General features: G+C 70.8%; 16 protein-coding genes. 6 read left to right on the forward strand and 10 right to left on the reverse strand.

All coding sequences use genetic code 11. The features are described 5' to 3' along the window. The first annotated feature begins 6 nt into the window (after positions 1–6). Positions 7–726: an AAA family ATPase gene (locus TSO221_RS18275; protein WP_109119950.1), complete on the forward strand. Its 720-nt coding sequence runs from the start codon at positions 7–9 to the stop codon at positions 724–726. 17 nt (positions 727–743) lie between these two features. On the opposite strand, the gene TSO221_RS18280 is transcribed toward TSO221_RS18275, so the two are convergent. The 5 genes from TSO221_RS18280 to TSO221_RS18300 all read right to left on the reverse strand — a co-directional run bounded on the left by TSO221_RS18280 (position 744) and on the right by TSO221_RS18300 (position 8,069). After that, complete coding sequence (locus tag TSO221_RS18280) at positions 744–1,487, reverse strand: transporter substrate-binding domain-containing protein (protein ID WP_109119951.1); 744 nt, start codon at positions 1,485–1,487, stop codon at positions 744–746. Positions 1,488–1,594: 107 nt separating this feature from the next. After that, positions 1,595–3,841, reverse strand: coding sequence for an EAL domain-containing protein (locus TSO221_RS18285; RefSeq protein ID WP_109119952.1), 2,247 nt, complete (start codon positions 3,839–3,841; stop codon positions 1,595–1,597). After that, positions 3,834–5,327, reverse strand: a complete 1,494-nt coding sequence (locus TSO221_RS18290; RefSeq protein ID WP_146208845.1) for a HAMP domain-containing sensor histidine kinase — start codon at positions 5,325–5,327, stop codon at positions 3,834–3,836. The genes TSO221_RS18285 and TSO221_RS18290 overlap by 8 nt, the downstream gene beginning before the upstream one ends. 164 nt (positions 5,328–5,491) lie before the next feature. Further along, positions 5,492–6,481, reverse strand: a complete 990-nt coding sequence (locus tag TSO221_RS18295; protein ID WP_247878116.1) for a BMP family ABC transporter substrate-binding protein — start codon at positions 6,479–6,481, stop codon at positions 5,492–5,494. A 10-nt stretch (positions 6,482–6,491) separates the two neighbouring features. Next, entirely contained in the window at positions 6,492–8,069 is a 1,578-nt protein-coding gene (locus tag TSO221_RS18300) for a HAMP domain-containing methyl-accepting chemotaxis protein (protein ID WP_247878117.1), read from the reverse strand. A gap of 471 nt (positions 8,070–8,540) precedes the next feature. Here TSO221_RS18300 and phnC point away from each other — a divergent pair, with 471 nt between their 5' ends. From phnC to phnN, 5 genes are all read left to right on the forward strand, one after another. Further along, entirely contained in the window at positions 8,541–9,404 is an 864-nt protein-coding gene (gene phnC / locus TSO221_RS18305; protein WP_199229530.1) for a phosphonate ABC transporter ATP-binding protein, read from the forward strand. Positions 9,405–9,430: 26 nt separating this feature from the next. Further along, on the forward strand, positions 9,431–10,426 hold the full coding sequence (gene phnD, locus TSO221_RS18310) for a phosphonate ABC transporter substrate-binding protein (protein WP_109119955.1): 996 nt from the start codon (positions 9,431–9,433) through the stop codon (positions 10,424–10,426). A 73-nt stretch (positions 10,427–10,499) separates the two neighbouring features. Next, positions 10,500–11,288, forward strand: a complete 789-nt coding sequence (gene phnE, locus TSO221_RS18315; RefSeq protein ID WP_109119956.1) for a phosphonate ABC transporter, permease protein PhnE — start codon at positions 10,500–10,502, stop codon at positions 11,286–11,288. A 7-nt stretch (positions 11,289–11,295) separates the two neighbouring features. Further along, positions 11,296–11,952, forward strand: a complete 657-nt coding sequence (locus TSO221_RS18320; RefSeq protein ID WP_109119957.1) for a DapH/DapD/GlmU-related protein — start codon at positions 11,296–11,298, stop codon at positions 11,950–11,952. Further along, positions 11,949–12,515 (forward strand): phosphonate metabolism protein/1,5-bisphosphokinase (PRPP-forming) PhnN, encoded by a 567-nt coding sequence (gene phnN, locus TSO221_RS18325; RefSeq protein WP_109119958.1) that lies wholly within the window; start codon positions 11,949–11,951, stop codon positions 12,513–12,515. The genes TSO221_RS18320 and phnN overlap by 4 nt, the downstream gene beginning before the upstream one ends. A gap of 131 nt (positions 12,516–12,646) precedes the next feature. Here the strand turns inward: phnN and TSO221_RS18330 are convergent, their stop codons facing one another. From TSO221_RS18330 to TSO221_RS18350, 5 genes are all read right to left on the reverse strand, one after another. After that, entirely contained in the window at positions 12,647–13,792 is a 1,146-nt protein-coding gene (locus TSO221_RS18330; protein WP_109119959.1) for an alpha-D-ribose 1-methylphosphonate 5-triphosphate diphosphatase, read from the reverse strand. A 5-nt stretch (positions 13,793–13,797) separates the two neighbouring features. Continuing rightward, positions 13,798–14,481: a phosphonate C-P lyase system protein PhnL gene (gene phnL / locus TSO221_RS18335; protein ID WP_211099132.1), complete on the reverse strand. Its 684-nt coding sequence runs from the start codon at positions 14,479–14,481 to the stop codon at positions 13,798–13,800. Next, positions 14,478–15,248, reverse strand: a complete 771-nt coding sequence (phnK, locus tag TSO221_RS18340) for a phosphonate C-P lyase system protein PhnK (protein WP_109119960.1) — start codon at positions 15,246–15,248, stop codon at positions 14,478–14,480. The genes phnL and phnK overlap by 4 nt, the downstream gene beginning before the upstream one ends. After that, positions 15,245–16,096, reverse strand: a complete 852-nt coding sequence (locus tag TSO221_RS18345; protein ID WP_109119961.1) for an alpha-D-ribose 1-methylphosphonate 5-phosphate C-P-lyase PhnJ — start codon at positions 16,094–16,096, stop codon at positions 15,245–15,247. The genes phnK and TSO221_RS18345 overlap by 4 nt, the downstream gene beginning before the upstream one ends. Then, positions 16,093–16,662, reverse strand: a 570-nt coding sequence (locus TSO221_RS18350) for a carbon-phosphorus lyase complex subunit PhnI (protein WP_146208846.1), incomplete at its 5' end; no start/stop codon positions are given. The genes TSO221_RS18350 and TSO221_RS18345, both read right to left, overlap by 4 nt.

Below are 16,662 nucleotides of genomic sequence, written 5' to 3' on the forward strand. Positions count from 1 at the left end.
GCGCGCGTGTTCACCGTTCTCGTGGCCAACATAAAGGGCGGCTGCGGCAAGACCACGGTCGCCACCCATCTGGCGGCCGCCTTCGCCGCCGCCGGGCACGCCGCGTACCTCGCCGATGCCGACCGGCAGCGGTCCAGCCTCGGCTGGGCCGCCCGGCGGCCGGCCGGCCGACCACCGGTGCGTGCGCTCGACTGGACGCGTGAGGTCGGCGCACCGCCGCCGGGAATCGGGCGCCTGGTGATCGATGCCCCGGCCGCCCTGAAGGGTCGGCAGATCGAGGCGCTCGTCGGGATGGCCGACGTCGTCGTCGTGCCGGTGCTGCCCGGCGCCTTCGACGAGCAGGCGACGCGACGCTTTTTCGAACGGCTCGAACCGTTGAAGGCGGTCGCCAAGGGGCGCACGCCGGTCGTCGTGGTCGGCAACCGGGTGCGCGTCGGCACGCGGGCAAGCGGCCGCCTTGGCCAGTTCGTCGCGGCCCTCGGACACCCGGTGGCCGGGAGCCTGCGCGACAGCCAGTTCTATGGCGACGCCGCAGCCGGCGGGCTCAGCCTGTTCGACCTGCCGGGGCGGCGCGCGCTGGCCGTCCGCGCCGACTGGGAGCCCGTGCTGGCGCTTGTCGAGGCCGCCGCGTCCGCCCCGCCGGCACCGCCGCGGGCGACCACGGCGGCGTCCGCCAAGCCGCTGGTCTGGCGGGCTTCGGACGACGGCGGGTCAAGCGGCGGCTGATCGGCCGGGCGCCCCGCTCAGGGCGTTGCCGCGGAGAGGTGCCGCTTCTGCAGCAGGCCGACGTCGATCTTCCTGAGCCCTTCGGCGAAGACCGCCGCCCACCGCCGGCCCTCCGGCCGGGTGTTGAAGGCGACGTGCAGCGTCTTGCTCTCGAGAACCGGGCCGAACTCCACCTTGCCTTGCAGTGGCGCCAGCGCCGCCGCGTTCCGCATCAGGTAGGCGAAGACGTAGCGGTCGATTTCCGCCGCGTCGATGCGCTCGGCCGCCACCTTCTTGATGTTGGTCTCGTCGTCCACCACGCCTTCGGCCTTGAAGGTGCCGGCGGCCAGGGCCTCGGCGACCGGCTTGGCGTTGACGTAGCCGTTCACCACGCCGAGCTTGAGCCGCGACAACCCGGCCGGCGAGACATCGGCTGCCGGCTTGCCGGCCGGCACGATCAGGCCCAGCGGGCTGTCGCCGATCGATTCCGACAGCGTGAAGCCGTCCAGCTCGGCCGGATACTCCGGGAAGTAGCCGGCGATGCCGGCGTCGTCCTTGGCGCTCTTCACCGCGCGCTGCCAGGGCAGCACCTCGATGCTGACGGTGTGCCCCATCGCCTTGAAGGCTTCGCGCACGACCACCGCGGAGAAGCCGTTGTCGGGCAGCGAGCCGGAGTAGGGCGGCCATTCCAGGGTGGTGAGCCTCACCTCGTCCGCACGGCCAGCTGCCGGCGCGAGAGTCATGGCCAGCACGGCGGCGATCAGCAGGGCGTTCGAACGCATGGGCGCACCTCGGGACAAAAACGGACGTGCCGACATGGTAGCCGAGTTGTGTGACGGTTCGAGGCGCGGGAAACCGTGTGCCGGGTCGTGATCATTGAATCGCCGCGCTACCGCAGCAGTGCCGCCGCCTTCTCCTCGATGGGTCCGATCCGCTTCGCCTGGTCCTCGGCCACCGCCGGGGAGAACAGGAAACCCTGGACGGCGTCGCAGCCGCACTCCGCGGCGCGGCGCAACTGGTCGGCGGTCTCGACGCCCTCGGCGACCAGAGACAGGCCGAGCGAGCGGGCCATGGTCACCACCGAGGACAGGATGCCGTAGGCGCGCGGCGAACGGGCGATGTCGATGATGAACGCCCGGTCGATCTTCAGCACGTCGATGGGCAGATCCTGCAGGTAGCTGAGCGACGAGAAGCCGGTGCCGAAATCGTCGAGCGCGATGCTGAATCCCATGCCGCGCAAGCGGTCGAGCACGCGCACCGCCTTCGCCTGGTCCTCGGCCAAAAGGGATTCGGTGATCTCCAGCTCCATCCGCTCCGGCGCGCAGCCGACGTCGGAGAGGATCTCCGCCACCCGGTCCGGGAACCCGGGCCACATGACCTGCCGCATCGACACGTTGACCGAGACCTTGAAGTCCTCCGGCAGCTCCGCCGCGTGCGCCCGCCAGCGGGCGGAGCGGTAGAGGACGAACTCGCCGACCGGCAGGATCAGACCGGAATCCTCGACGGCCGGGATGAACTGGCCCGGCGGCACCAGCGACCCGTCGGGACGGCGCCAGCGGATCAGCGCCTCGGCGCCGATCACCCGCGCGTTGCGCAGCCCGATCTTCGGCTGGAAGTGCACCTCGAACTCCTGCGCGTCCAGCGCCTGCGCCAACCGGTGGACGAGGCCCAGGCGGCGCGTGGCCGCCTCGCCGATCTCCGGGTTGTAGAGCGTGAACTCGCCGCGGCCCTGGCGCTTCTGGCGTTTCAGCGCGGTGGTGGCGCGGTCGATCAGCGCCTTGGCGTCGGCGCCGTGCTCGGGGTGCAGCACGGCGGCCATGGTGACGCCGACGTCCAGCGCGCAGTCGCCGACCGTCAGCGGGGCCGCCATGGCGACGCGCACCCGCTGGAACAGCCGCTCCATGGAGGCGATGTCGGTGTCCGGCGCGAGGAAGGCGAAGGTGTTGCCGGCGACGCGCGCCAGCGCCCCGTTCTCGCCGGCGAGGGCGGCGAAGCGCCGCGCGATCTCGCACAGCGCCTCGTCGCCCACCGCGTGGCCCAGGCGCTCGTTGATGAGCTGGAAATGGTCGACGTCGGCCAGGAGCATGGCGAAGGGTCCGGCCTCGCGGCGCCGCTCCGTCAGCTCGAGGAAGTGCGGGCGGGAGTTCAGGCCGGTCAGGGCGTCGAGGTACGCCATGTCGCGGACACGGTTCAGCAGGTTCACGTTCTCGAAGCTGACCGCGACGTTGACGGCGAACACCTGCACCAGTTCGCGGTCGATCTCCGCCAGCGGCCGGGCGCTGCGCACCACGGCGACGATGCGGCGCCCGTCGGCCAGCGGGAAAAGCAGCGCGGCGCCGCCGTCGTGGATGCGCGACTCGCCGGCCGCCAGCACCCGCTCCACGTCGCTCAGCAGCCCGGCGTCGAGCGCCCTCACCTCGGCCGGGCGCAGGGCGCGGCCGAGCAGGCCGCGGTAGCGTCCGGCGGCGGCCAGCAGGCGCAGCTCGTCCAGCGGGCCGCTGACGAAGCAGACCACCCCCTCCTCCTCGGTGCGCAGCAGCGCGCAGATCTGGCGCAGCACGCCCCCGGCCAGCAGCTCTAGGTGCTGGCGGCGGAACAGGTCGCGGGCCGCGCCGATGATCATCTCCAGCCCGTTGCGGCTCTCCTGCACGGCGCGGATGTAGCTGTAGGCCCTGAGCGCCGTGGTGATGCAGGCGATCAGCTTGGTGCGGGTCAACTCGCCCTTGGTCTTGTAGTCGTTGATGGCGTACTGGGTGATGACCTCCAGCTCCGGCGCGTAGCCCGGCTGCCCGGTGCGCAGCACGATCTGCACGTCGCCGTTGCCCAGCTCGCCGCGGATCCAGCGCACCAGCTGCAGCCCGGCGTCCTCGGCGCCCATCACCACGTCCAGCAGCACGCAGGCGATGCCCGGCACCTCGGCGAGCAGCGCCTTCGCCTCGTCGAGCGAGTGGGCGGAGCGCAGCGACAGCGGCCGCCCCTCGTACTGGAAGCCCTGGAGCGCGTAGCGGGTCGCCGTGTGCACCTCCTCGTCGTCGTCGACGATGGCGATCTCCCACGCCGCGGCCGGCGGGAACGGCGGCTCCTCAGCGCCGGGCGCGTCGTCGACCAGCAGCAGCTCGTCGTCCAGGTCATGCATGGCACAGGCTCCTCGAAGGGGCGGGGGTGGGCACCGCGACCGGAACGGTGACGGTGAAGCGGGTGCCCTCCCCCGGACGGCTGGAGACGGCGATCTCCCCTGCCAGGGTTTGGGTGACGATGTTGAAGACGAGGCTGAGCCCCAGCCCGGTGCCGCCGGCGCCCAGGCGGGTGGTGAAGAACGGGTCGAAGATGCGCCCGACGTTCTCCGGCGGGATGCCGACGCCGTCGTCGCCGACGCTCAGCGCCACGTGGTCGCCCGCCTGCACGGCGGTGATGGCGACGTGGCCGGCGGTGTCCGGCGGGAAGGCGTGCATCAGCGCGTTGGTGACCAGGTTGGTGATGACCTGGCCGAGCGGGCCGGGGTAGCTGTCCATGCGGATCCCCGGGGGAATGTCGATGGACAGGCGGTGGCCCGAGCGCTTGATCGGGGGGGCCAGCGTCGCCGCCACCTCCTGCACCGCCGCCGCGAGATCGAAGGCGCGGCGCACCTCGCTGGTCTGGTCGGCCGACACCTGCTTGAAGCTCTGCAGGAGGCCGTGCGCCGAGGCGAGGCTGCGGCCGATCAGCGCCGAGGCCTCCTCCGCCCCGGCGACGAACTCGTCCAGCGCGGCGCGGCGCAGCGTGCTGCCCGACAGGGCGGCGCGGAAGACGCGGCAGCGGTCCTCCAGCGTCGAGGCCACCGTCACCGCGGTGCCGACGGGCGTGTTGATCTCGTGCGCGACGCCGGCGACCAGACGGCCCAGCGAGGCCATCTTCTCGGTCTGCACCAGCGTGTTCTGCGCGCGCGCGAGGTCGTGGTAGGCGCTCTCCGCCCGGTCGCGGGCGGCGCGCAGCTCGGCCTCCGCGCGCTCGCTGAGCGTGATCACGGCGTTGTAGTCGGCGATCAGGGCGCCCAGCTCGTCGTTCGACGTCCAGGCGATGGCGCGGCGCTCGCCGCGCTCCTGATAGTCGCGCAGCGAACGGCGGACGCGGCCGAGCGGCCGGTCGACGATGCGCTTGAAGATCCGGTCGGCGATCAGCAGCGTCAGCAGCAGGGCCGATGCCAGCAGGCCGATCCGCCAGGTCAGCTGGCGGGTCGTCATGGCCCCTTCCGGAGTCACGTCCACGTGGGCGGTCAGCTGTCCGACGACCGTCGGCGGACCGGTGCCGGCGCGCACCACGGCGTGCCGCATCACCTCGTAGTCGTCCTGGGGGCGGCAGGTGCCGTAGCGCGCCGGCACGCTGAAGGGCAGGTCGGCGGCGAGCATGATGCACAGGAAGCGTGGATCGCGGACGGCGGCAACGAGCACGTCGTTGATCTGCATCTCCTCCAGATTCCAGAGCGGCCGTTCCAGGATGTTGCCGAGCTGCTCCAGCGCCAGCCGCCGGTCCTCGCGGTTGCGCTCGACGGTGGCGGTGCGTTCGATCACCAGGAGCGCCGCCAAGCTAAGTCCGACCACCACCGCGATCGCCGCGCCGATGCTGGCCAGGAACTTCGCCCGCAAGGAACGGAGGATCCCCGAAAACATGCCGTGGCTTTCTCCGCTCGAACAGGTCCCCGGACATCCGTTCTACAGCGCAAGCATGACACTTTTGTCGACGAGCGGCCGGGCACGGCGACCGCTTTATTCGCAATTTTAGGCTATTTACTTGGAGCTTCCGATCGGCATCACGGACAGGCCGGCGTCAGGTCCAGCCGGCCGGCGGCCAGAGCGCGTGCGGCGTCGGACATCCGCGGCGCGATGTCGCGGATCAGCGCCTCGTTGTTGGCGTCCCGTGCCCAGTCCACGCCGTCGTCGGCGAGACCGAGGCGCCGGATCCCGCCCGACCACGCCCCCGCCGCCGCGTCCCGAAAGGAGCCGTAGACCGCAACGTCCACCCGCTTGATCGCCGAGGTCAACACGCGGCCTGGATGCAGGCCGTTCTGGTTGACATCGACGCCGATGCCGAGCCGTCCGGCCGCGGCGGCGGCGCCCAGTGCGCCGGTTCCGGCGAAGCCGGCGGCGGCGAAGAGGACGTCGGCGCCGTCCCGCAGCATGCGCTCCGCTTCCCGCTCGGCCAGCGCGCGGTCGCGGAAGACGTCCGGCGTGTCGCCCAGATAGGCGGCGACCACACGGGCCGGCGGCTGCGCCGCGGCGGCGCCCAGCCGGTAGCCGCACGCGAAGCGTTGGATCGGCGGGATCGGCATGCCGCCGATGAATCCGACGGTGCCGGTGCGGCTCGCCAGCGCGGCGGCGATGCCCATCAGGTAGCCGACCTCCTCCTCGCGGAACAGCACGGAACGGACGTTCGGCAGGTCCACCACGCCGTCGATCAGCGTGAAGCGGACGTCGGGAAACGCCTTGGCCGCCTGGGCGACCGCCGTCTCGTTGACGTAACCGATCAGCAGGATGTTGCGGATGCCCTGACGGGCGAAGTTGTTCAGGGAACGGGCACTCTCCTGTTCCGTCCTGGTGATGTTCTCGCGAACGTCGATGGCGAATTCGCTCTTGAAGCGCGCGAGGCCGGCGACCGCGCTCTCGTTGAAGCCGCCGTCGTTCCTGGTGTTGTTGTAGATGACGGCGAACCCCTCCGCCGCCACCACCGCCGGAGCCGCGGCGGCGAGCAGCGCGGCGGCGAGCAGCAGGCCGGCCGCACGCCGGGCGGGGGAGGCGGGCACGGCAGGCCGCTCAGGCGGCGTTCAGCCGGGCGATGAAGCGGTCCACCTCGGACTTCAGCGTGCCGAAGCGGCCGCCCAGGCCGTCGATGGCGGCCATCAGGCCGGTGGCGGCCTCGCCGTTGCGTTGCGCCGAACCGGCCACCGCCTGGACGCTGTTGCGCAGCCGTTCGGTGCCGGCGGCGGCCTGCTGGACGGCGGCGCTGATCTCGCCGGTGGCGACGTTCTGCTCCTCCACCGCGGCGGCGATGGAGGCGTTGATTTCGCTGATGCTGGCGACGATCCGGCCGATCTCGGTGATGTCGCCGGCGGCGGAGCCGGTGGAGGCCTGGATGGCGGCGACCAGCGCGGAGATCTCCTCGGTGGCCTTGGCGGTCTGGTTGGCGAGGTTCTTCACCTCGCCGGCGACCACGGCGAAGCCCTTGCCGGCCTCACCGGCGCGGGCGGCTTCGATGGTGGCGTTGAGGGCCAGCAGGTTGGTCTGGCTGGCGATCGAGGTGATCAGGGTCACCACGTCGCCGATCCGGTTGGCGTCCTCCACCAGGCCGGTCATCCGGCCGGTGATGCCGTTCGTGCGGGTGGCCGCGTCGTCGGCCACGCGGTTGGCGTTCTGCGACTGGACTGAAATCTCGCGGATCGAGGCGGCGAGCTGCTCGACCGCGGCGGCGACCGTCTGCACGTTGGCGCTGACCATGTCCGCAGCGCCCGCGGCACCGGTGCTGAGCGTCAGGTTGTCGCCCGCGCTGGAGGCGAGGGTGCCGGCCGAGGCGGCCATCTCGCGCGCCGTGCCGTCCACCGAGGCGAGCACCGAGCCGACGTCGGCATCGAAGTTGGATGCCACGGCGGCCAACGCCTCGCGGCGCTGGCGCTCGGCTTCGGCGTGCAGGCGGACCTGCTCCTGCTCCAGCAGCGCCTTCTGCACGGCGTTGGCCTTGAACGTCTCGACCGCGGCGGCCATCTGCCCGACCTCGTCCCGGCGGTCTAGCGCCGGCACCTCGACGTCGAGCGTTCCTCCGGCCAGGCGCGTCATGGTGGCGGTCATGGTCACGATGGGGCGGGTGCTGCTGCGGATGATCGCCACCAGGACGGCGGTGACCGCCAGCAGGGCCAGCAGCCCGCCGACGGCCAGCATCGCCGTCCGGGTCGCCAGCTCGTTCAGCAGGCGGGTTTCCGACAGCCGGATCTCCAGCGTTCCCAGCGCCGTCGACTTTCCGCTGGACTGCCGCATCAGAGGAGCGGAACGGATGATCGTCCCCCCGGCCGTTCCCCCGACCGAGGCGTCGCCGCGGCCGTGTGCGGCGAACACCGCGCCCGACGGATCGCGCACCGTGCTGCCGACATAGTCGGGATCTTCGGCGAGTGAGGACAGCAGCGCCTTGGTCGCGGTGCCGTCCATGTTCCAGGCCGCCTCGGCCGCGCCGCCGGCCAGCGCGGTGGCCAGCATCCGCGCCCGCTCGCCGAGCGCCGAGCGCGCCGAGGCGGTGTTGACGTAAGCGATCCCCGCCACGGCGGTGGCGATGGTCAGCAGGAGGAGGAGGGCGATCGGGGTGACGGTTCGAAACGCCAGACTACGCCGGTACAGCGCAAGCATCGTCGTACCCCGTTCCCTTCGGTTGATCCACCGGATGGCCATGATACGGAGTCCCGTGACGACACCGGGACTCGCTCGTGAAACTTCCGATAACACTGCGTCAGGCAGACCTCCCATTCCATCGGAGCACCCGGGCGTACGGGAGCGGGCGTTCGGACGGAGGGAACGGCGGCCCGCGATCCGCAGCAGCGGATTCGGCATGATCCGACGAAACCCGGGCGGCGGGAAGGTCCGCGCCGCGCCGCGTTAAGGAAAATCCGGCCGCTTGACGTCCAAGCGGATGAATTCACAATTCATCGCTTGGCGAAGACTGCTCGGTATAGTCATCTGCTGGCGAAGTTATACAAGTTAAATTGTCTGGTGGACTTGATGTTGGGCATGTTGTCAACAAACCGCAATCTTGGTCAAATAATTGTGTCACCGACCGATGCTAGAAGCCCGGCCATGGAACCGACGCGGCCGAGGTGCTCGATGACTGCCACCATCTCCAGGATCCAGCCCGCCATCCGGGTGACCCGACTCAGCAAGACCTTCAACTGCTGCGCAGCGCTCCAGGGCGTGAGTGTCGATATCGGGGCGGGCGAGATGGTGGCGCTGATCGGCGCCTCGGGGTCCGGCAAGTCCACGCTGCTGCGCCATCTCGCCGGCCTGTCGCTGGGCGACGGCGGCGATGGCCGCGTCGAGGTTCTGGGCACCCCGGTGCAGGCCTGCGGCCGCTTGGCCCCGGGCATCCGCCGCACCCGGGCGCGCGTCGGGTTCGTCCATCAGCAGTTCAACCTGGTCGGCCGTCTGCCGGTGATGACCAACGTGCTGACCGGCACGCTGGGCCGCGTGCCGCTGTGGCGTTCCCTGGCCGGCGCCTTCACCACCGGGGAGCGCGCGCTGGCGCTCGACGCGCTGGCCCGCGTCGGCATCGCCGACAAGGCGTGGGTGCGCGCCTCGGCGCTCTCCGGCGGCCAGCAGCAGCGCGCCGCGATCGCCCGCACGCTGGTGCAGAAGGCGGAGATCATCCTCGCCGACGAGCCCATCGCCTCGCTCGATCCCGTCTCCTCGCGCAACGTCATGGAGACGCTGGCGCGCATCAACGCCGAGGACCGCGTGACGGTGGTGGTGTCGCTGCATCAGGTCGATTTCGCCATCCGCTATTGCCCGCGGACGATCGCGCTCAAGAACGGCGCGGTGGTCTACGACGGCCCGTCCTCGGCCCTCACCCCGGCGCTGCTGCGCGATCTCTACGGCACCCAGGCCGAAGAGCTGGGGCTGGAGGTGCCCGGCGCCGCCTCCTTCGTCACCGGCCTGACGCCCGGCTACGCGCTGGCCGCGGCCAACGCCTGAAATCCCTCATTCCGGAGATCCGTCCCATGAAGCTTGCGAAGCTCGTCGCCGCCGTCGCGCTGTGCGCCGGCACGGCCACCCCCGCCCTGGCGCAGGAGGTGCTGAACTTCGGCATCATCTCGACCGAATCCACCCAGAACCTGAAGCCGCAGTGGGTTCCGTTCCTGGAGGCCATGGAAAAGCAGACCGGGTTGTCGGTGAAGCCGTTCTTCTCCTCCGACTACGCCGGCATCATCGAGGGGATGCGCTTCAACAAGGTGCAGGTCGCCTGGTACGGCAACAAGGCCGCCATGGAAGCGGTGGACCGCTCCAACGGCGAGGTGTTCGTGCAGTCCTCGGACCCGGAGGGCGGCCTCGGCTACTACTCCTACGTCCTGGCGCAGAAGGACAGCCCGATCAACTCTATCCAGGACTTGCTGAAGAACGCCGGCTCCCTGACCTTCTCCAACGGCGACCCGAACTCGACCTCGGGCTTCCTGGTGCCGGGCTACTACGTGTTCGCGATGAACGGCGTGGATGATCCGAAGAAGATCTTCAAGCGCGTGGTCAACGCCAACCACGAGACCAACGCCATGGCCGTGGCGAACAAGCAGGTGGACGTCGCCACCTGCAACTCGGAGGTCATGCCGCGCATCAAGGAGCGCCAGCCCGAGAAGTACGAGCAGATCAAGATCATCTGGACCTCTCCGCTGATCCCCTCCGACCCGATCGTTTGGCGCAAGGATCTGGCCCAGAACGTGAAGGACAAGCTGAAGACCTTCTTCCTGTCCTACGGCGTCGAGCAGCCGGGCAAGAGCGCCGAGCAGCTGAAGAACGAGCGCTCCGTGCTCGACACCCTGAAGTGGGGCACCTTCCGCGAGTCCAACGACGACCAGCTCATCCCGATCCGCCAGCTGGAGCTGTTCAAGGCCAAGGCGAAGCTGGAAGCTGACGCCGTCCTGCCGGAGGCCGAGAAGAAGGCGAAGGTCGCCGAGATCGACGCCAAGCTCGACCAGCTCAAGACCAAGCTCGCGGCCAAGTAAGCCTTGCCGGTCTGCGGGGCGCCGCGCACGCCGCGGCGCCCCGGCTGCTTTCTCCAGACGCGAAGCCCCGGACATGACGATCACCGACGCCCGCCTCCTCCACCCGCCGAGGACGCCGCTCGCCAAGCTGGCCGTGTATGGCCTTGCCGCGGCCCTGCTTGCCTGGTCGTGGCAGGGGGCCGAGATCCGGCCGGCGGTGCTGTTCTCCGACGCCGGCAACATGGGGAAGTTCCTGCAGGACTTCTTCCCGCCGAACTTCGCCGACTGGCGCTACTACGTGCAGGAGATGCTGGTCACCATCCAGATCGCGCTGTGGGGCACGGTGCTGGCGGTGGTCGCCGCCATCCCCTTCGGCCTGCTGGCCGCCGACAACATTTCCCCCGTGTGGGTGCGCCAGCCGGTGCGCCGCCTGATGGACGCGCTGCGCGCCATCAACGAGATGGTCTTCGCCATGCTGTTCGTGGTGGCGGTGGGGCTGGGGCCCTTCGCCGGCGTGCTGGCGCTGTTCGTCCACACCACGGGCATCCTCGCCAAGCTGTTCTCCGAGGCCGTCGAGGCCATCGACCCGCGCCCGGTCGAGGGCATCCGCGCCACCGGCGCCAACGCGCTGGAGGAGATCGTCTACGGCGTCATCCCGCAGGTGCTGCCGCTGTGGATCAGCTATTCGCTGTACCGCTTCGAATCCAACGTGCGCTCGGCCTCCGTGGTCGGGATGGTGGGGGCGGGCGGCATCGGCGTCGTGCTGTGGGAGATCATCCGCGGCTTCTACTTCGCCGAGACCTGCGCGGTGATGATCATCATCGTCGCCACCGTGTCGCTGATCGACGTCGTGTCGGCGCAGCTCCGCAAACTCTTCATCTGAGGCATCCATGCTGATCAACTGCGGCACGGCCTGGGATCCCTGGACCGCCGGGCGCAGCCTGACCGAGGCGCCGGAGATCGACCCGACCTCGGTGGTGCGCAATTCAGACTTCGGCCGCTACACCTATCTCGGCCCGCGCTCGACCGTGGCGGACGTGGAGCTGGGCGACTACGGCTACGCCATGGGCGGCAACCAGATCGCCCACGCCACCATCGGCAGGTTCGCCAACCTCGCCACCGGCGTGCGCGTCAATCCCAGCAACCATCCCTGGTGGCGGGCGACGCTGCACCACTTCACCTACCGCTCCGCCTCGCACGGCTTCCACCTGCCCGACGACCGGGAGGTCTTCGCCTGGCGTGCCGAGGACCGGGTGGTCATCGGCCCCGACGTGTGGATCGGCCACAACGCCATCATCATGCCGGGCGTGACGGTCGGCACGGGAGCGGCCATCGGCTCCGGCGCGGTGGTGACCAAGGACGTGCCGCCCTACGCCATCGTGGTGGGCGTTCCGGCCAAGGTGCTGCGCTTCCGCGCCGACGAGCGCACCATCGAGCGGCTCATGCGCATCGCGTGGTGGGACTGGCCGCACGAGCGCATCGACGCGGCGCTGGAGGATTTCCGCGCGCTGGACATCGCCGCCTTCGCCGAGAAATATGACCAATGAGCTTGGCGCCTCTGATCCTGGTGGTTGGTCCCAGCGGGGCCGGCAAGGACAGCCTGATGGACGGCGCCCGCGCGAGGTTGGCCGGCGATCCGGCCTTCCACTTCGCCCGCCGCGTGGTGACGCGTCCGGCGCTGGCCGGGGCGGAGGACCACGACAGCCTGACCCTTGCGGAGTTCGAGGTGCGGGAGGCGGCCGGCGGCTTCCTGCTGTCCTGGCGGGCACACGGGCTGGCCTATGGTGTGCCGGCGGCGCTGGACCACCTGCGTCGTCGGGACCAGGCGGTGGTGGTGAACGTCTCCCGCACCGTGGTGAACGAGGCACGTACACGGCTGCGCCCGGTCGGCGTGGTGGTGGTGACTGCCCCGGCCAACGTTCTGGCGGCCCGGCTCGCCGGGCGGGGGCGTGAGGAGGGGGCCGACATCACGGATCGCCTGAAGCGCGCGGCGCCGATGCCCGCCGGCCGGGACGTGCGGGTGGTGGTGAACGACGGGAGTCTGGACCAGGGTGTGCAGGCGTTCCTGCGCGCCTTGAAGGATCTGGCCGGCACCGAAGTGACCGTTTAAGCCCTCCCCCCGGCTCCGCCGGGGGCAGGGTTGGGTGGGGGCAGCGGCCCCGCCAGGCATCAGCCGGCCACGTGCGCCGCTGCCCCCACCTAACCTCCCCCGCCGGGGGCGGGGGAGGGACAAGGAGGGTGCTACGCCACGCGCTTGCCCTCGCGCCAGACGGTGCGGATCACCGGCACGCCGCCGGTGTCGAGGACGCGCACGAGGTCGGCACGCTTGCCGGGCGCGATCACGCCGCGGTCGTCCAGGCCGGCGGCCCTGGCGGGGTTGGCGGTGACCGTGGCGATGGCCTGGGGCAGGGGGAAGCCCAGGGGCCCGTTGTGCAGCAGGAAGGCGGCGCCCATCAGGCTGACCGGCACGTAATCGGACGACAGCACGTCCAAGCAGCCCGCCGCCGCCAGCTCCGCCGCCGCGACGTTGCCGGAGTGCGAACCGCCGCGCATGAGGTTCGGCGCGCCCATCATCACCAGCATGCCGGCCGCGCGGGACGCCCTGGCGGCCTCCAGGGTGGTCGGGAACTCGGCGAAGTGGGTGCCGAGGTCGGCGGCCTCGGCGACGTGCTCCAGCGTGGCGTCGTCGTGGCTGGCCAGCGTGAAGCCGCGCTCGCGGCAGATGGCGGCCAGCGCGCTGCGGTGCGTGTCGGAATAGCGCGCGGCGTTGGCGGTCTGCCGCTCGGTGAAGGCGTCCATCTCGGCGTCCGAGAAACCGTACTTGCCCATGAAGTAGTCGCGGTACTTGTCGGGGTGCACGAACTGGCGCTGGCCGGGCGTGTGGTCCATCAGGCTGACGATGCCGACCAGCGGGTGGGTGGCCAGCGCCCCGAACAGCTCCAGGATGTTGGCCGACGACACCTCGCAGCGCAGGTGCAGCCTGTGGTCGGCGCGCAGGTGGCCGCGCTCCTGCGCGTCGGTCACCGCGTCCACCATGGCCTGGAGGTTGGCGAGCCGGTCCGAGCCCTCCATGATGTCGCCGCAGGCGATGGCGTCGTAGACGGTGGTGACGCCGGCCGAGGCCATGGCCGCGTCGTGCGCCAGCGTGGCGGAACCGGCGTGCCAGCGCACCTTCGGCCGCGGCACGACGTGCCGTTCCAGATTGTCGGTGTGCAACTCGATCAGGCCCGGAACGAGGCAGTCGCCTTCGCAGTCCACGGCGCCTGGAACGCGGGCGGCGCCGCGGCCCAGGCCGGCGACGCGGCCATCCTCGACGTACACGGTGCCGAGGAACACCTCGTCCTCGGCGACGATGCGGGCGTTGGTGAGCACGAGCGTGCCGGTCATGGCGGTCAGCCTTGCATGGTGTGGATGCGGGTGGAGACGGCCTCGCGCACCTCGTCGTCGTGGAAGACGCCAACCAGGGCCGTGCCCTCGGCCTTGGCCTCGCCGATCAGGTCGATGACCACGGCGCGGTTGCGGGCGTCGAGCGACGCGGTGGGCTCGTCGAGCAGCAGGATCGGGTGCTTTGCCGCGAAGCCGCGGGCGATGTTCACCCGCTGCTGCTCGCCGCCGGAGAAGGTGGCCGGGGCGAGGTGCCACAGCCGCTCGGGGATGCGCAGGCGGGACAGCAGTTCGCCGGCCCGCACGCGGGCGGCCTCCGCATCGACGCCCAGCGCGCGCAGCGGCTCCGCCACCACGTCCAGCGCCGGCACGCGCGGGATGGCGCGCAGGAACTGGCTGACGTAGCCGAGCGTGCGCCTGCGCACTTCGATCACCACGCGCGGGGCGGCGGCGGCGATGTCCACCGCCGTGTCCCCATGGCGCACGCGGATGGCCCCGGAGTCCGGCTTGCAGTTGCCGTAGAGGCAGCGCAGCAGGGTCGATTTGCCGGTGCCGGAGGGGCCGTGCAGGGTGACGCACTCGCCGGTCCCGACGGTCAGTGCGGCGCCGGCGAAGACGGGGATCTCCACCCCGCCCTGCGTGTGCAGGACGTAGGTCTTGGAGAGGGATTCCACCTCGATCATCACGGTCATGGCTGGAGCACCGAGGAGACGAGCAGTTGCGTGTAGGGGTGGTGCGGGTCGTCGAGCACCTGGTCGGTCAGGCCGGTCTCCACCACCTCGCCGCGGCGCATGACCATCAGCCGGTGCGCCAGCAGGCGGGTGACCGCCAGATCGTGCGTCACCACGACCGCCGCGAGGCCGAGGTCGATCACCAGACGCCGCAGTAGGTCCAGGAGACGCGCCTGCACCGAGACGTCCAGCCCGCCGGTCGGCTCGTCCATGAAGACGAGGCGCGGGTGGGTGACGAGGTTGCGGGCGATCTGCAGGCGCTGGAGCATGCCGCCGGAGAAGGTCAGCGGCAGGTCGTCGATGCGCTCCGCGTCGATCTCGACTTTCCGCAGCCACTCGCCGGCCTCGGCGCGGATGGCGCCGTAGTGGCGGGCGCCCACGGCCATCAGCCGCTCGCCGACGTTGGCGCCGGCCGACACGCCCATGCGCAGGCCGTCGCGCGGGTTCTGGTGGACGATGCCCCAGTCGGTGCGCATCAGCAGGCGTCGCCGCGGCTCGCTCAGCGCGTAGATGTCGGTGAGGCCGTCCTCGCGCGTGTCGTACGCGACGGTGCCGGAGGTGGGCTCCAGCCGGGCTGACAGGCAGCTCAGCAGCGTGCTCTTGCCCGAGCCGGACTCGCCGACGATGCCCATGACCTCGCCGGGCCACAGCTCGAACGACACGTCCCGGCAGCCGACGCGATTGCCGTACATCCGGGTGAGGCCGGACACCTGGAGGAGCGGCGTCATTCCGCGGCCTCCCGGATCTCTTGGCGCGCGGAGCAATGGTCGGTGTCGGAGCAGACGTACATGCGCCCGCCCCGGTCGTCGGTCACCACCTCGTCGAGGAAGCTGTCGGCGGCCCCGCACAGCGCGCAGGCCTGATCCCATCTCTGGACCTCGAAGGGGTGGTCCTCGAAGTCGAGGCTTTTTACCTCGGTGTAGGGCGGCACGGCGTAGATGCGCTTCTCGCGCCCGGCGCCGAACAGCTGGAGGGCGGGGTTCATGTGCATCTTCGGGTTGTCGAACTTCGGGATCGGCGAGGGCCGCATCAGGTAGCGGCCGTTCACCAGCACCGGGTAGTCGTAGGTGGTGGCGATGCGGCCGAAGCGGGCCACGTCCTCGTACAGCTTCACGTGCATGGCGCCGTAGTCGGCCAGCGCGTGCATCCGGCGCGTCTCCGTCTCGCGCGGCTCCAGCCAGCGCAGCGGCTCGGGGATCGGCACCTGGTAGACGAGGATCTGCCCCTCGCGCAGCGGGGTCTCCGGGATGCGGTGGCGGGTCTGGATGACGGTCGCCTCCACCGTGCGCTCGGTGGTCGCCACCCCGGCGGTGCGGGCGAAGAAGCGGCGGATGGAGACGGCGTTGGTGGTGTCGTCCGCTCCCTGGTCGATGACCTTCAGCGTGTCGGACGGCCCCAGCACCGCGGCGGTCACCTGGATGCCGCCGGTGCCCCAGCCGTAGGGCAGCGGCATCTCGCGGCTGCCGAACGGCACCTGATAGCCGGGGATCGCCACCGCCTTCAGGATGGCGCGGCGGATCATGCGCTTGGTCTGCTCGTCCAGATAGGCGAAGTTGTAGCCCTGGGCGCTGGTCATTCCGCGGCCTCCCGGTCCGGCGTTGTGCGATCCGGGGCGGCGGCGCGCAGCCGCCGGATCAGCTCGAGTTCGGACTGGAAGTCCACGTAGTGCGGCAGCTTGAGGTGCTGCACGAAGCCCGACGCCTCGACGTTGTCCGAGTGCATCAGCACGAACTCCTCGTCCTGCGCCGGGTTGGCGGCCTCCTCGCCGAGCTCGCCGGCGCGCAGCGAGCGGTCCACCAGCGCCATGGCCATGGCCTTGCGCTCGGCCTGCCCGAAGGCGAGGCCGTAGCCGCGGGTGAACTGCGGCGGCATCTCCCTGGAGCCCTTGAACTGGTTGATCATCTGGCACTCGGTCACGGTGATCTCGCCGATCTCGATGGCGAAGCCCAACTCTTCCGGCGCGAACTCCACCGCCACCGTGCCCATGCGGATCTCGCCGGCGAAGGGGTGGGTGTTGCCGTAGCCGCGCTGGGCGGAATAGGCGAGCGCCAGCAGGAAGCCCTCGTCGCCGCGCGCGAGGTTCTGCAGGCGCAGGTCGCGGTCGGCGGGCAGGGTGAGCGGCTGGCGGGGGAGGTCGGCGGG

It is taken from the genome of Azospirillum sp. TSO22-1, assembly GCF_003116015.1.
In the GTDB taxonomy this organism is placed as follows: domain Bacteria; phylum Pseudomonadota; class Alphaproteobacteria; order Azospirillales; family Azospirillaceae; genus Azospirillum.

What these genes read in the sequence shown, in the direction of transcription:
- TSO221_RS18280 (WP_109119951.1), bottom strand. Translation starts at nt 1,487, where the DNA reads ATGCGTTCGAACGCCCTGCTGATCGCCGCCGTGCTGGCCATGACTCTC.
- TSO221_RS18285 (WP_109119952.1), bottom strand. Translation starts at nt 3,841, where the DNA reads ATGCATGACCTGGACGACGAGCTGCTGCTGGTCGACGACGCGCCCGGC.
- TSO221_RS18300 (WP_247878117.1), bottom strand. Translation starts at nt 8,069, where the DNA reads ATGCTTGCGCTGTACCGGCGTAGTCTGGCGTTTCGAACCGTCACCCCG.
- phnC (WP_199229530.1), top strand. Translation starts at nt 8,541, where the DNA reads ATGACTGCCACCATCTCCAGGATCCAGCCCGCCATCCGGGTGACCCGA.
- phnD (WP_109119955.1), top strand. Translation starts at nt 9,431, where the DNA reads ATGAAGCTTGCGAAGCTCGTCGCCGCCGTCGCGCTGTGCGCCGGCACG.
- phnE (WP_109119956.1), top strand. Translation starts at nt 10,500, where the DNA reads ATGACGATCACCGACGCCCGCCTCCTCCACCCGCCGAGGACGCCGCTC.
- TSO221_RS18320 (WP_109119957.1), top strand. Translation starts at nt 11,296, where the DNA reads ATGCTGATCAACTGCGGCACGGCCTGGGATCCCTGGACCGCCGGGCGC.
- phnN (WP_109119958.1), top strand. Translation starts at nt 11,949, where the DNA reads ATGAGCTTGGCGCCTCTGATCCTGGTGGTTGGTCCCAGCGGGGCCGGC.
- TSO221_RS18330 (WP_109119959.1), bottom strand. Translation starts at nt 13,792, where the DNA reads ATGACCGGCACGCTCGTGCTCACCAACGCCCGCATCGTCGCCGAGGAC.
- phnL (WP_211099132.1), bottom strand. Translation starts at nt 14,481, where the DNA reads ATGACCGTGATGATCGAGGTGGAATCCCTCTCCAAGACCTACGTCCTG.
- phnK (WP_109119960.1), bottom strand. Translation starts at nt 15,248, where the DNA reads ATGACGCCGCTCCTCCAGGTGTCCGGCCTCACCCGGATGTACGGCAAT.
- TSO221_RS18345 (WP_109119961.1), bottom strand. Translation starts at nt 16,096, where the DNA reads ATGACCAGCGCCCAGGGCTACAACTTCGCCTATCTGGACGAGCAGACC.